The 13634-nt window shown below is 66.9% G+C and carries 14 protein-coding genes; all 14 read left to right on the top strand.

Going from position 1 to position 13634, the window contains the following annotated elements; translation table 11 throughout:
• Nucleotides 1-76 precede the first annotated feature (76 nt).
• The 14 genes from F620_RS0103140 to F620_RS0103075 all read left to right on the top strand — a co-directional run bounded on the left by F620_RS0103140 (nucleotide 77) and on the right by F620_RS0103075 (nucleotide 13632).
• Nucleotides 77-379 carry an STAS domain-containing protein gene (locus F620_RS0103140; protein ID WP_019569419.1) on the top strand — a complete coding sequence of 101 codons (303 nt, stop codon included), beginning with the start codon at nucleotides 77-79 and terminating at the stop codon, nucleotides 377-379.
• Between the two features lie 262 nt (nucleotides 380-641).
• Entirely contained in the window at nucleotides 642-1004 is a 363-nt protein-coding gene (locus tag F620_RS0103135; protein ID WP_018869626.1) for a response regulator, read from the top strand.
• A gap of 2 nt (nucleotides 1005-1006) precedes the next feature.
• On the top strand, nucleotides 1007-3073 hold the full coding sequence (locus tag F620_RS0103130) for a chemotaxis protein CheA (RefSeq protein ID WP_026300891.1): 2067 nt from the start codon (nucleotides 1007-1009) through the stop codon (nucleotides 3071-3073).
• 21 nt (nucleotides 3074-3094) lie between these two features.
• Entirely contained in the window at nucleotides 3095-3616 is a 522-nt protein-coding gene (locus tag F620_RS0103125; protein ID WP_018869624.1) for a chemotaxis protein CheW, read from the top strand.
• A gap of 13 nt (nucleotides 3617-3629) precedes the next feature.
• A complete protein-coding gene (locus F620_RS0103120) occupies nucleotides 3630-4385 on the top strand; it encodes a ParA family protein (protein WP_019569417.1) in 756 nt (251 codons plus the stop codon).
• 15 nt (nucleotides 4386-4400) lie between these two features.
• The gene (locus F620_RS0103115; protein WP_019569416.1) at nucleotides 4401-6638 is read left to right on the top strand and encodes a methyl-accepting chemotaxis protein; all 2238 of its coding nucleotides are present in this window, start codon (nucleotides 4401-4403) and stop codon (nucleotides 6636-6638) included.
• Between the two features lie 22 nt (nucleotides 6639-6660).
• On the top strand, nucleotides 6661-7485 hold the full coding sequence (locus tag F620_RS0103110; RefSeq protein WP_019569415.1) for a protein-glutamate O-methyltransferase CheR: 825 nt from the start codon (nucleotides 6661-6663) through the stop codon (nucleotides 7483-7485).
• On the top strand, nucleotides 7482-8108 hold the full coding sequence (gene cheD, locus F620_RS0103105) for a chemoreceptor glutamine deamidase CheD (RefSeq protein WP_019569414.1): 627 nt from the start codon (nucleotides 7482-7484) through the stop codon (nucleotides 8106-8108). The genes F620_RS0103110 and cheD overlap by 4 nt, the downstream gene beginning before the upstream one ends.
• The gene (locus F620_RS0103100; protein ID WP_019569413.1) at nucleotides 8105-9217 is read left to right on the top strand and encodes a chemotaxis response regulator protein-glutamate methylesterase; all 1113 of its coding nucleotides are present in this window, start codon (nucleotides 8105-8107) and stop codon (nucleotides 9215-9217) included. Before cheD ends, F620_RS0103100 begins: the two co-directional genes overlap by 4 nt.
• Nucleotides 9214-10416 carry a methyl-accepting chemotaxis protein gene (locus F620_RS0103095; RefSeq protein WP_019569412.1) on the top strand — a complete coding sequence of 401 codons (1203 nt, stop codon included), beginning with the start codon at nucleotides 9214-9216 and terminating at the stop codon, nucleotides 10414-10416. Before F620_RS0103100 ends, F620_RS0103095 begins: the two co-directional genes overlap by 4 nt.
• 28 nt (nucleotides 10417-10444) lie before the next feature.
• The gene (locus F620_RS0103090) at nucleotides 10445-10750 is read left to right on the top strand and encodes an STAS domain-containing protein (RefSeq protein WP_018868784.1); all 306 of its coding nucleotides are present in this window, start codon (nucleotides 10445-10447) and stop codon (nucleotides 10748-10750) included.
• A 5-nt stretch (nucleotides 10751-10755) separates the two neighbouring features.
• A complete protein-coding gene (locus F620_RS0103085; RefSeq protein WP_019569411.1) occupies nucleotides 10756-12495 on the top strand; it encodes a SpoIIE family protein phosphatase in 1740 nt (579 codons plus the stop codon).
• A complete protein-coding gene (locus tag F620_RS0103080) occupies nucleotides 12492-13247 on the top strand; it encodes an SDR family NAD(P)-dependent oxidoreductase (RefSeq protein WP_019569410.1) in 756 nt (251 codons plus the stop codon). The genes F620_RS0103085 and F620_RS0103080 overlap by 4 nt, the downstream gene beginning before the upstream one ends.
• A 181-nt stretch (nucleotides 13248-13428) precedes the next feature.
• Complete coding sequence (locus tag F620_RS0103075) at nucleotides 13429-13632, top strand: cold-shock protein (RefSeq protein ID WP_018868787.1); 204 nt, start codon at nucleotides 13429-13431, stop codon at nucleotides 13630-13632.
• Nucleotides 13633-13634: the final 2 nt, after the last annotated feature.

Genomic DNA, 13634 nt, shown 5'->3' with positions numbered 1-13634 from the left:
AAAACCTGCGTCCCGATGCCGACACAGACAGGAACGCCCCTCACGCGACATCTCGCAGCATGAACCAGGAGCCCGCATGAATACCAACGAACAGCCCGCCACCGAACTGCCGGAACGCCTGCGCATTGACGCCGTCGAGGCGCTGACCGAAGCCGCGCGCCAGACCCTGGACCAGGGCCAGCCCCTGCGGCTGGACGGTCAGGGCGTCCGGGACACCGACACCGCCGGCCTGCAGCTGCTGGCGATGCTGCGCCGGGAAGCCGAACGCCGCGGCCAGCCCATGACACTCGATCCCGTCAGCCCCGCCCTGGAAAGCGGCCTGCAGCGCCTGGGCCTGGAGGGCCACGTGCAGGACTCCGCGAACCCGCCGGGATCCTGACGGCAGCAGGACACAAAGCCTTTCCGGTTGCACAGGAAGTGTCAAGATTTGGTCGTTTTTCCGCGGAGCGGAACCGCTCGGCTCAAGTTTTTCCTCCGGGGCCCGTTAAATTCTGTGACGGACCCCGAGTTTGCTGTACAGTCCTTGTACAGGTTTTTCGGAGAATGCGACGGCGACCCTGGCACACGGCTTGCTGCAGGTCACACGACCGGACCCGGGGTCGCCCGCATGAACAAGACAATCGAATAACAGGGGGCACGCAATGGCCAAGGTGCTGGTGGTGGACGACTCGTCCTCGATGCGACAGATGGTGAGCTTCGCGCTCAAGCAGGCCGGTCACGACGTGACCGAGGGCCGGGATGGCAACGACGGCCTGAGCAAGGCACAGGGGCTGAAGGCCGATCTGGTCATCACCGACGTGAACATGCCCGGCAAGGACGGACTGGAGCTGACCCGCGAGCTGCGCAAGCTGCCCGACTACAAGTTCACGCCCATCCTGGTGCTGACCACCGAGGCCGGCCCGGAGAAGAAGCAGGAAGGCAAGGCCGCCGGCGCCACCGGCTGGCTGGTCAAGCCGTTCGATCCGGAAAAGCTGATGAGCACCGTCAACAAGGTCCTGCGCTAGCCATGTCCATGGATATGTCCCAGTTCACCGAGGCCTTCCTCGAAGAAAGCTTCGAGGGGCTGGAACACATGGAGACCGAGTTGCTGGCGCTCAACGCCGGCGACGAGGAAACCCTGCACACGATCTTCCGTGCGGCCCACTCCATCAAGGGTGGCGCCGGGACGTTCGGGTTCAGCGCGATCTCCGAATTCACCCACGGCATGGAGACCCTGCTGGACCGCATGCGCAACGGTCAGCAGGAGACCACCCCGGAGATCGTGAATCTGCTGCTGCGCGCGGTGGACGTGCTGCGCGGCCAGCTGCAGGCGGCCCGCGATGGTGGCGAAGCCGACCCGGCCGAGGCGGCCGAGGTACGCGCCCTGATCGAGGCCACACTGGGTGAGGACACCCCGACACCGGAGACCGGCGGAAACGGCGATGACGCCGCATCCGGCGGCACGACCGGGAGTGGCGACGGCACACCTCGCGGCTGGCGCATCCAATTCCGTCCGCACGCCGACCTCCTGCGCACCGGCAACGACCCGCTGCGCATGTTCGAAGTACTGGAGGAGCTGGGCGAGCTGACGGTGCACTGCGACGCGGAGGGCCTGCCCCCGACGCTCGAAGGCTACGACCCGGAGGCCAGCTACCTCGCCTGGACCCTGGAACTGCGCGGCGACGCGGAGCGTGCCGACGTCGAGGAAGTCTTCGAATGGGTCGAGGACGAATGCGACCTGACGATCGAACCGCTCGAAACCGCCGGCGACAGCACCGGAGCGCACCCCCCGGCGGACCCGGCCCCGAACGGCTCCGGCCCGGAATCCACGCCCCCCGGCGGTGAGGACGGCGCGGGCGGGGCGCCCGCACGCGCGGCCTCGAAACCGACCGAATCCAGCTCCATGCGGGTCAACGCCGCCAAGATCGACGCCCTGATCGACATGGTCGGCGAGCTGGTCATCACCCAGTCGATGCTCACCGACATCAGCGAGCAGATGGAAGAAGACCCCGCGCGCGTGGAGCAGCAGATCGAGCGCCTGCGCTCGGGGCTGGCCGAACTGGAGCGCAATACCCGCGAGCTGCAGGAAAGCGTGATGGGCATCCGCATGGTGCCGATCGCGCAGGTCTTCAACCGCTTCCCCCGCCTGGTCCACGACCTCTCGGGCCAGCTCGGCAAGCAGATCGACCTGCAGATGGAGGGCGAGCTCACCGAGATCGACAAGACCGTGCTGGAGCACCTGGGCGATCCGCTGGTGCACCTGGTGCGCAACGCCATCGACCACGGCATCGAGATGCCCGACGAGCGCAGCGCGGCCGGCAAGGACCCCACCGGCCGGGTCACGCTGGAGGCCTACCATCGCGGCGGCAACGTGGTGATCGAGATCCGCGACGACGGCCGCGGGATGAACTCCGACCGCATCCTGGAGAAGGCCCGCGCCGCCGGTCTGCTGCGGCCGGACCAGAATCCGGAACCGCACGAGATCCTGCAGTACATCTTCGAGCCCGGGCTTTCCACCGCGGAGAAGCTGTCGGACCTGTCCGGCCGCGGCGTGGGCATGGACGTGGTGAAGAAGAACATCCGCAGCCTCGGCGGCAACATCGAACTGCATTCCGAGCCGGGCCGGGGCTCGCGGATCACCATTCGCCTGCCGCTGACCCTGTCGATCATGGACGGCCAGCTGCTGAAGATCCACGACGAGACCTTCGTGATCCCGCTGATCGCGATCGTCGAGTCACTGCAGACGGAACCCGAGAACGTGAAGCAGGCCTTCGGCAAGCTGCCGCTGTATCGCCTGCGCGACGAATACATCCCGGTCGTCGACCTGGCGGCCCTGTTCGGCCAGGCCGAACCCTCGCCGATGCCGGATCGGGCCCTGCTGGTGGTGGCCGAGGCGGACAACCAGCGCGTGGCCCTGCGGGTGGATGACCTGCTGGGGCAGCAGCAGGTCGTCATCAAGACGCTCGAAACCAATTTCCGCCGGGTGCCGGGGACAGCCGGGGCCACCATTCTCGGCGACGGCCAGGTGGCGCTGATCCTGGACGTTGCGGGCATCGCCCGGATGGCCGCCGGACACGACACCCGCGCCGCATGATCACCAATGGAGTCCAACGCAATGGCTAACGACGCGACCCAGTCCATCCAGGACCCGGCCACCGCCGGGGAGGACCAGTACCTGACCTTCATCCTGGCCGACGAGGAATACGGGGTGGACATCCTCCGCGTGCAGGAGATCAAGGGCTGGGAACGCCCCACCCCGCTGCCCAACACGCCCGACTACATCCGCGGCGTGATCAACGTGCGCGGCATGATCGTGCCGATCATCGACATGCGCCTGCGCTTCGGCATGGAGCCGCTGGAGTACGGCCCCACCACGGTGGTGATCATGCTGCGGGTGATCAGCGAGGACCGCGAACGGGTGATGGGCATCGTGGTGGACGCGGTCTCCGAGGTGTACAGCATCGGCGACGACAACCTGCAGCCGGCCCCGGATTTCGGCACCCGCATCGGCATCGACTTCGTGCGCGGGCTGGCCACGGTGGAGGAGAAGATGATCCTGGTGCTGGACATCGACACCCTGCTCGGCCCCGGCCTGATCGCCAGCGAAGACGCGATCCGGGAAGAACAGGGCGCTTGAGGCACAACGACCCATGCGCACGTTCGCGGTCATCAACCAGAAAGGCGGCGTCGGCAAGACCACGGTGACGCTGAACCTTTCGCACGCGCTGGCACTGGCCGGGAACCGCGTGCTGGCGATCGACGCGGATCCGCAGGGGCACCTGACCATGGCCTTCGGCCTGGAGGACCCCGCCGGGCTGGACCGGGTGCTGCACGGCGAGGCGCGCATGCAGGACGCCTTCAGCGAGGCCGGCAACGGACTGAAGGTGGTCGCCGCCGGCGAGCATCTGCAGGAAGTGGAAAACCTGAACGAGGGCGGCGCGCAACGCGGCTGGCGGCTGCAGCGCGCACTGGCGGCGATGGACGAGCCGTTCGACTACGTGCTGATCGACTGTCCGCCATCGGCCGGCCTGCTGGGCATGAACGCGATCATTGCCGCCGACGAGATGCTGATCCCGGTGGCCGGCGACTTCCTCTCGCTTAACGGGCTGTCGCGGCTGATGCGCATCCTGCACGGCATCGAGGAGCGCCTGGGCGGTTCGCGGCCGAAATGGATCGTGCTGTCGCGGTTCATGGAACAGCGCCGCCACGCCCGCGAGGTGCGCGACCGGATCCGCGAGCACTTCGGCTCGCAACTGCTGGAAACCACCATCCGCGAGTCGGTGGTGCTGGCCGAGAGCCCGAGCTTCGGCCAGACGATCTTCGAATATCAGCCCCGGCATCGCGCCGCCGGGGACTTCAGGGCCCTCGCCGGGGACCTGATGGAAACGGCGACGGCAACGGCCTGAACGACGGGACACGCAATGAGCACACGCAAGCGCAACAAACTGGGCAACGATCCGCTGGGCTGGATGGACGACGGCGACGAAGCCCGGTCCGGGCCCTCGGACGAGCCACCGCAGAGCGAGGCATCCGGGTCCGACGACACCGGCGATCCCGGTGATCCCGGTGATCCCGGCGACGCCGCCGAGGGCGAAGCCCGCCCCGCGCGCCGCAAGGCACCGGCGAAGAGCCGCAGCCGCAAGAACACCGGATCCGCCCGCACCGAAACTCCGCAACAAGCTTCCAGCGAGGACAGCACCATGGCCGAAAAAACGCAGAACGCCAACGCCTCCGAAGAACGGCTCGACGGCGAGTTCATGCGCGCCGCATGTGAGGGTTCGCGCATGTCAGTCATGATGTGCGACCCGGACATGAACATCATATATGCGAATCAGCATGTCGTGGACCTGCTGACCGAACGCAAGCAACAGATCCGGCAGCGGTTCCCCGATTTCGATCCGGAGAACCTGGTGGGCCAGTCGATCGATCAGTTCCACGTGAACCCGGCGCACCAGCGGGCGATCCTGCAGAACCCGGATCGCCTGCCCTGGACCGCGAATATTGAAGTGGGCGGAATCGAGTTCCAGCTCAAGGCCACCGCCGTCGTGGATGACGAGGGCAACTACCGGGGCAACATGGTGGAATGGAGCGACACCACCGAGTTCAATCGCGCCGAGCGTGAACGCGCACGCTTCGCCGCGGCCATCGATGGCGCCGAAGCGGCCCTGATGATGTGCGACGAGGACATGAACGTCACCTTCGCCAACCAGGCGGTACAGCGCATGTTCGAGCGCCATCAGGCGACCTTTGCCCGGCATTTCGCGGGCTTCGATCCGCGGAATCTGGTGGGCCAGTCGATTGACCAGTTCCACGAAAACCCCGCACATCAGCGCTCGATCCTGCAGAACCCGGAGCGCCTGCCGCATGAAGCCGAGATTGCCCTGGATGATCTGCGGTTCCGCATCAACGCGACGGCGATCATCGACGCTCGCGGGAACTACGCTGGCAACATGCTGGAGTGGCAGGACGTCACGGAAGTGCGCCATGCTGAAGAAGAAATCGCATCCCTGATCGAGAACGCGGCCAGCGGCAATCTGGGCGAACGCCTGGACCCCGAGCAATACAGCGGCTTCACCCGGGTCGTCGGTGAAAAGATCAATGGTCTTCTGGACGCCGTGGTACCGCCGTTGCGCGAAGGTTCGCGCGTAATGCAGGCGATGTCCGAGGGCGACCTGACCGCGCGAATGGAAGGGGACTTCCAGGGCGAGTTCGCGGAGTTTCGCGATGCCATCCACGACACCATGGACAATCTGGACCGGCTGGTCGGCCAGATCCTGGAAGGGGCCCACAACGTGCGTTCGGCCTCCTCCGAGATCGCCCAGGGCAATACCGACCTCTCCCAGCGCACCGAGGAACAGGCCTCCTCGCTGGAGGAAACCGCCTCTTCCATGGAAGAGATGACCTCCACGGTCAAATCCAACGCCGACAACTCCAAACAGGCCAACCAGCTCGCCGTCGCCGCCCGCGACAAGGCCGCCGAGGGCGGCGAGGTCGTCGGCAAGGCCGTCGACGCCATGGGCGAGATCAACCAGTCCTCGAAAAAGATCTCCGACATCATCGGCGTCATCGACGAGATCGCCTTCCAGACCAACCTGCTCGCCCTCAACGCCGCGGTCGAGGCCGCCCGCGCCGGCGAACAGGGCCGCGGCTTCGCCGTCGTCGCCACCGAGGTCCGCAACCTCGCCCAGCGCAGCGCCCAGGCCGCCAAGGAGATCAAGTCCCTGATCTCCGACTCCGTCGAAAAGGTCGACGAGGGCACCAAACTGGTCGACGCCTCCGGCAAGGCCCTGGAAGAGATCGTCGACTCGGTCAAGAAGGTCTCCGACATCATCGCCGAGATCGCCGCCGCCTCCGAGCAGCAGTCCACCGGGCTCGACGAGATCAACAAGGCCGTCTCCCAGCTCGACGAGGTCACCCAGCAGAACGCCGCCCTGGTCGAGGAGGCCGCTTCCGCCTCCGAGTCCCTCGACGATCAGGCCCGCGAACTGCTCGAACTGATGGCCTTCTTCAAGCGCTCTCAGGGGGCCGCCGGCACGCCGCCGAAGGTTACCCCCGAACGCAAGCCGCAACCGGCACCGGCGCGGGCCGAGGCCCGCAAGTCCGCACCCGAGCGCAAGCCGGCCGCGGCGACCAGCAACGAAGAATGGGAAGATTTCTGAGACCGTGAGGAACCCTTGCTGAATGGCCCGCTACGAGAACCTGAGCGACCGCGATTTCCGGCGCGTCGCCCGCCTGATCGGCGAACGCACCGGGATCACGCTCAACGAGAGCAAGCGGGAACTGGTCTACAGCCGTCTGGCGCGGCGGCTGCGGGCGCTGGGCCTGGAACGCTTCGAACAATATCTCGACCGGGTCGAGGGTGGCGACGAGGCCGAGCTCGAAGAGTTCATCAATGCCCTCACCACCAATCTCACGGCGTTCTTTCGCGAGCCGCACCACTTCGAGATGCTGGAGGGATCGGTGTTGCAGGAGATGCGCCGCGCCAACCCGGACGGACCGCTGAAGATCTGGTCGGCCGGCTGTTCCACCGGGGAAGAGCCGTGGTCGATCGCGATGACCCTGGCCGATGCGACCGGCTCCACCGATGCGGCCCGCATCCTGGCCACCGACGTGGACTCGCGCGTGGTCGCCCACGCCGATGCCGGCATCTACGATGCCAGCCGCATTACGGGGATCGCCCGCGAACGCCAGCGGCGCTGGCTGCTGCGCGGCAAGGGGGCACAACAGGACAAGGTACGGATCCGCGACGAACTGCAGGCCATGGTGCGTTTCGGCCAGCTCAACCTGTTCGATGAATGGCCGATCCGCGGGCCGCTGGACGCGATCTTCTGCCGCAACACGCTGATCTATTTCGACAAGCCGACCCAGAAGGAGCTGGTGGAACGGTTCGCGACCATCCTGCGCCCGGGTGGCTACCTGTTCATCGGCCACTCCGAGTCGCTGTACCGGGTGACCGACGCGTTCCGCCTGCTGGAACAGACGCTGTACCGGAGGGTTTCGCCATGAGCGCGCTGCCCGAGCTGCATGATGGTGCCTTCGCGCACATCAACCGCTACTGGGATCGCATGAATAATGCCCCGGCGGCCAAACTGCTGCCCGGGGAATGTTACGTTTCGGTGTCCTCCGCGGAACTGATCACCACGGTCCTGGGCTCCTGCGTGTCGGCCTGCGTATGGTCGCCGAAGGCGGGGGTGGGCGGCATGAACCATTTCATGCTGCCGGAGGGCGAACGCGACAGCGGCTGGGGGCCGGCGGTTTCCAATGCCACGCGCTACGGCACCCACGCGATGGAGTTCCTGGTGAACGAGCTGCTCAAGCTGGGCGCCGAGCGCGACGATCTGCGCATCAAGATGTTCGGGGGCGGGCGCGTAATGGCCGGCATGAGTGACGTGGGCGCGCGCAACATCGCGTTTCTGCGTCGTTACGCGCGCGAAGAAGGGCTCGAGATTCTGGCCGAGGACGTGGGCGGCCCGTGGCCGCGCAAGGTCGTGTTTTTCCCTGCCTCCGGACGGGTGCGGCTGAAAAAGCTCGTATCCCTGCACAACAACACCCTGCTCGAACGCGAGCAGGACTACCGCCGCCGCCTCGAAGGCGAGGACCTGGCCGGCGACGTGGAGCTGTTCGAATGAGCACAACGCAGGCCCGCCCCATCCGTGTGATCGTGGTCGACGACTCGGCCCTGATCCGCAAGCTGCTGGCACGGATCCTCGATCAGGCGCCGGATATCGAAGTGGTGGAAACCGCGGCCGATCCGTACGACGCCCGCGAGAAGATCAAGCAGCACGACCCGGACGTGCTCACCCTGGACGTGGAGATGCCGAAGATGGACGGCATCACGTTCCTGCGCAATCTGATGCGCCTGCGCCCCATGCCGGTGGTCATGGTCTCCTCGCTGACCGAGGCGGGCGCGGATGTCACCCTCCAGGCACTGGAGCTGGGGGCGGTGGATTTCGTGACCAAGCCGGGGACCGACGTGGCGCATGCCATGGAGGCCTACGCGGACGCCCTGATCGAGAAGATCCGCACGGCCTCGCGCATTCGCGTGCAGGCTCGCAGCAGTACGCCGACCGAAGGACCGACGCCGTCCCCCCGGGCCAGCGCCGGCGGCGGGACCCGGCGCTTTCGCACCACCGACCGCGTCATCGCGCTGGGCGCGTCGACCGGCGGCACCGAGGCGCTCAAGGAGGTGCTGATGGGACTGCCACCGGACGCACCCGGGATCGTGATCACCCAGCACATCCCGGCAGGCTTCAGCCAGGCCTTCGCCGAACGCATGGACCGCAGCACCGCGCTGCGCGTGAAGGAGGCCGAGGACGGGGACGTTGTGATGCCGGGGCATGTGTTCGTGGCACCCGGCACGGACTATCACCTGCGCCTGGAGCGGGACGGTGCGCGCTACGTCTGCCGGCTGGACGGACAGGGCCCGGTGAACCGTCATCGGCCCAGCGTGGACGTACTGTTCGAATCCGCCGCACAGTCCGCCGGTTCCAACACCGTGGCCGCGCTGTTGACGGGCATGGGCGACGACGGCGCCCGCGGGCTGCTGGCGCTGCGCGAGGCCGGAGCCCACACCATCGCCCAGGACGAGGCCACCAGTCTGGTCTGGGGCATGCCCGGCGAGGCCGTGGAACGCGGCGCGGCCGTACAGGTTCTGCCGCTGGGGCGCATTGCCGACGCACTGCTGGACGATCATCGCGACACCGCCCGCGCCGTCGCCAACGGAGGAGACACGTCATGAATGACTGGAAACAACGTCTGACGCATCCACCGCTGCAGCGGGGCCTGGCGATCGCCCTGGTAGCCACCCTGCTGGCCGGCATTGGCGGCGTCTGGCTGGCCGGAGCAGCCGCGGCGGCCAGCCTGCTGGTGGTGCCCCTGCTGTTGGGGGCCGCGCTGGTGGTCACCCTGTGGCACACCCCGGACGCGGACGCCACCCGCCACGGCGAACAGGAGGCTGCCCAGCGGGTGGCCGGCGGCGCGGAACTGTCCGACGAGATCGACCAGGCGATGCGCTTCGAACTGGACCAGATCGATCAGGAGATCACCCGGCAGAAGGGACTGATCGAGAACGCGGTGAAGGAACTGGGAGACAGCTTCAGCGACATGCACCAGATCTCCGAACGCCAGCAGGAGCTGATGAGCTCCGATCTGGCGAGCCAGAATAGCGCCGGGGAAGAAGGCAAATCCCAGCCGGAGATCCTGCGCGACCTGACCCGCCAGTCAGACGAGACCCTACAGATGTTCATCGACACCCTGGTGGAGGTCAGCCGGCAGAGCGTGGAGAGCGCGCACCACATGTCGGACATGAACCAGCACATGGACGGGGTGTTCAAGCTGCTGGACAGTGCCGGCGAGATCGCCGACCAGACCAACCTGCTGGCGCTGAACGCGAGCATCGAGGCCGCACGGGCCGGCGAGGCCGGGCGCGGGTTCGCGGTGGTGGCCGACGAGGTCCGCAACCTGTCGAAGCGCTCGGCCACCTTCCACGAGGACATCCGCAAGCAGATCGAGGAGGCGCGCCGCAGCATCCGCCAGGTGCACGACACGGTCCACGCCATGGCCTCGCGCGACATGAGCGACAGCATGGAAGAGAAGGAGCGCGTCGGCTCGCTGTTCGAATACGCCCGCGAGGCCACCGAGGACATGGAAAACCGGCTGCGGGAAGAGGCGGAGCTGACCGATCGCATGAACCAGGCGGTCGCCACCGCGGTTCGTTCGCTGCAGTTCGAGGACATCGCGCGCCAGTCCCTGGGCACCGCCGAAGACGCCCTGGCCCATCTGCACGAACTGCAGGGGATCCTCCACGAGGCACGCTCCACCGACGATGCCCGCGCGATGGCCGAGCGCGTGCGCGCCTGGCGCGAGGATCGCCAGAACCGTCATCATCGCGCCGTGAATCAGGAAAACCTGGACACCGGCGACGTTGAACTCTTCTGACCCCCGAAAAACTCCCGACGGAGACCGCATGAGCATCCAGACCCGCACATCGACGGACGGCAGCGAACTGCGCATCGCCATCCACGGTCGCTTTGATTTTGACCAGCACCAGGACTTCCGCAGCGCCTACCGCGAGACCCGCGGCGCCGGCATGCGCTACGTCATCGACCTGTCGCAGACGGAGTACATGGACAGCTCCGCGCTGGGCATGCTGCTGCTGTTGCGGGAACACGCCGGCGGCGATGGCGCCGACGTGCGCATCGTCGGGGCGTCCGGCGGGGTGCGCAAGGTGCTCGACATCGCCAATTTCGGTCGCCTGTTCACCATCGAGTGACGTCCGTGAGCGCCTCCCCCGAAAGCGTGCCGCTGGCGTCCGGCGAGGGGCGTGTGCTGATCGTCGACGACGACAAGCACAATCGGCGCCTGCTGAAGATGATGCTGACCGGCGCCGGCTACGACACCGAGGAGGCGACCGACGGCCACCAGGCCGTGGAGCAGGCACGCAACGCCCCCCCGGACCTGATCCTGATGGACGTGATGATGCCGGGGCTGGACGGCTTCGAGTCCACCCGGCAGATCAAGCACGAGTGCGGTGACCGTTTCATCCCGGTAATCATGCTGACCGCCCTGGACGACGAGGACTCCCTGCTGCGCGGCATCCGCGCCGGTGCCGACGACTTCCTCAGCAAGCCCCTCAACCTCTCGGTGCTGCGCGCCAAGATCCACGCCATGGAGCGCCTGCGCGATCTGCATCACGGGCTGCGCGAGCGCAACGAGGCCCTGGACCGGGCCCGGGCGCGCCAGGCATGGGAGGAAGAGACCGCGGAGAGCGTGTTTTCGCGCGCCATCACCGGACGCAATGTGGGCGACGAACGGCTGCACGTACGCCAGTGGGCCGCCGCCACCTTCAGCGGCGACGTGGTGCTGTCGGACTTCACCCCGGACGGCGGCCTGCGCGTACTGGTGGGGGACTTCACCGGGCATGGCCTGGCTGCGGCCATCGGCACCTATCCGGTTTCGGAGACCTTCCATACACTGACGCGCGAAGGCGTGGGCGACACCGAACTGGTCTTCGAGCTCAACCACGTGCTCCACGGCTTTCTGCCACCGTCGATGTTCATGGGCGCCGTGCTGGTCACCTTTGAGCCCGACGGGCAAACCCTGACCGCCTGGAACGGCGGCCTGCCGGATGCCCTGCTGTGCGGCGGCGACGGACAACTGCGCAGCCTGCCCTCGCAGGCGATGCCGCTGGGGATCCTGCCCCGGCTGGAGCTGGACAGCGGCCCCCGGCGTCACGCCATCGCCGCCGACGAGACCCTGCTGATCGTCACCGACGGGGTTCTGGAAGAGGAAGGCACCGCCGGTGAACCGTTCGGCGAGGCACGCCTGCATGCCTGTCTGTGCCATCCGGAGCCCCCACCGGAGCGGATCGCACGGCTGGGCGATGCCCTGTCACGGCACATGGGGGATGCGTCACCGGCCGACGACATCACCGCGGTCGCGATCACCTGCGCCCCCGAGGTCGTGCTGGAAACCGGTGTCGCGGCCCCCCCGGACACCACCGGCAACCGACGCTGGTCCATGGAGGCCGCCGGGGCCGAGCTGGCCCGCGTGGACGTCGCGGAAGAGGCCCGGCAGCAGCTCCGGCGCTGGTTCCCGGAGCCCGGCGAACACGTTCAGGCCCTGCAGACGGTGGTCGCCGAGCTCTGCAACAATGCCTTCGAACACGGCGTGCTGGGCCTGTCTTCCGAGATGAAGGCCACCGCGGAAGGCTTTGCCGAGTACTATCGCCTGCGCCAGGAAGGACTCGAGCGCCTGGAAGGGCGCATCGGCATCAACCTGCGCTACCGCCGCACGGACGACTGGCACTGCGTGCGCATCCGTGTGCGCGACAGTGGCGCGGGCTTCGACCACCAACGGGTGCGGCGGGCTCTCGAGGGCGAGAGCGACGAAAGGCTGTGGGGGCGCGGCCTGACCCTGGTGCACCGGTTGTGCCGGCAGATGCGGCACCTCGGGAGCGGCAACGTGGTGGAGGCCGAGTACGCCTGGATGGAACCAATCAGCGAGGAGCAGACATGACATCGACCACTCCGCAATCGGCACTGATTACCGGCAATTCCAGCGGCCTGGGCCTCGGACTCGCCCGGGTCCTCGCCGCCGACGGCGCGTCAGTCTACGGCATGAGCCGCCGTGGCTGTCCGGACGACGGGGTCGCCGGCGACGCACAGATCGACCTGGCGGACTTTGACGCCATCCCGGAGGCCATGGACCGGCTGCTGCAGGGCGTCACCCGTCTGGACCTCGTGATCCTGAACGCGGGCCTGCTCGGACACATCCAGCGCATGCCGGACGCGCCGATGGACGAACTGCGCCTGCTGATGGACGTGAACACGTTTGCCAACAAGGTGATCCTGGATCGTCTGCTGACGCGCGAGATCGCGGTCGGCCAGATCGTCGCCATCTCCTCGGGGGCGGCGGTGTTCGGCAATGCCGGCTGGAGCGGGTATTCGCTGTCCAAGGCCGCGCTGAACATGCTGATGCAACTCTACTCGCACGAATTTCCCGGCGTGCCGGTGCATTCGCTGGCACCGGGTCTGATCGACACCGCGATGCAGGACTACCTGTGCGAGGAGGCCGACAGCGAGACCTTCACCGCCCTGCAGCGGCTGAAGGCCGCGCGCGGCACCCGCACCATGCCGGATCCGGAAACCGCGGCACGCGACATCCTCGACGTACTGCCACGGCTGCGCGAACAGCCGTCCGGAAGCTTCGTGGACATCCGTGCACTCAACGATCCCGAAGAGTATGCGCGCCTGACCGGCCGGCGCTGACAGAAAAACTTCATCGCACCCCATTGGCTTTTGCCGACACAGGAGCGTATAGTCGGAAACGTGATTCGCGGTTAGCAGCAACTCCAAGGAAGTCCCCAGTTTTCTGGACCAGTGCTCCCGTTGATCTGTTGGTAGCGTTCCGCAATCACGTTTCTTTAGTTACATGATGAGGTAAGTAGTTGTGAATACCGGTGTTGTTAAGTGGTTCAACGAGAGCAAGGGTTTCGGTTTCATCACCCCCGATGATGGCGGCAAGGACGTGTTCGTGCACTTCTCCGCGATCAACGGTTCGGGCTTCAAGACCCTGGCCGAAGGCCAGAAGGTTTCCTTCGAGATTCAGGAAACCGCCAAGGGTCTGGCCGCGGGTGACGTGACCGCGCTGTAAGA

The sequence above is a fragment of the Thioalkalivibrio sp. ALE11 genome (assembly GCF_000381205.1).
Taxonomy (GTDB): domain Bacteria; phylum Pseudomonadota; class Gammaproteobacteria; order Ectothiorhodospirales; family Ectothiorhodospiraceae; genus Thioalkalivibrio.
This window is presented reverse-complemented; position numbering and strand designations above follow the sequence as displayed.

Bases quoted from the DNA above. Each gene is read 5' to 3' on its own strand.
- F620_RS0103115 (WP_019569416.1), top strand. From the start codon at position 4,401: ATGAGCACACGCAAGCGCAACAAACTGGGCAACGATCCGCTGGGCTGG.
- F620_RS0103090 (WP_018868784.1), top strand. From the start codon at position 10,445: ATGAGCATCCAGACCCGCACATCGACGGACGGCAGCGAACTGCGCATC.
- F620_RS0103095 (WP_019569412.1), top strand. From the start codon at position 9,214: ATGAATGACTGGAAACAACGTCTGACGCATCCACCGCTGCAGCGGGGC.
- F620_RS0103110 (WP_019569415.1), top strand. From the start codon at position 6,661: ATGGCCCGCTACGAGAACCTGAGCGACCGCGATTTCCGGCGCGTCGCC.
- F620_RS0103135 (WP_018869626.1), top strand. From the start codon at position 642: ATGGCCAAGGTGCTGGTGGTGGACGACTCGTCCTCGATGCGACAGATG.
- F620_RS0103120 (WP_019569417.1), top strand. From the start codon at position 3,630: ATGCGCACGTTCGCGGTCATCAACCAGAAAGGCGGCGTCGGCAAGACC.
- F620_RS0103080 (WP_019569410.1), top strand. From the start codon at position 12,492: ATGACATCGACCACTCCGCAATCGGCACTGATTACCGGCAATTCCAGC.
- F620_RS0103140 (WP_019569419.1), top strand. From the start codon at position 77: ATGAATACCAACGAACAGCCCGCCACCGAACTGCCGGAACGCCTGCGC.
- F620_RS0103130 (WP_026300891.1), top strand. From the start codon at position 1,007: ATGTCCATGGATATGTCCCAGTTCACCGAGGCCTTCCTCGAAGAAAGC.
- cheD (WP_019569414.1), top strand. From the start codon at position 7,482: ATGAGCGCGCTGCCCGAGCTGCATGATGGTGCCTTCGCGCACATCAAC.
- F620_RS0103125 (WP_018869624.1), top strand. From the start codon at position 3,095: ATGGCTAACGACGCGACCCAGTCCATCCAGGACCCGGCCACCGCCGGG.
- F620_RS0103100 (WP_019569413.1), top strand. From the start codon at position 8,105: ATGAGCACAACGCAGGCCCGCCCCATCCGTGTGATCGTGGTCGACGAC.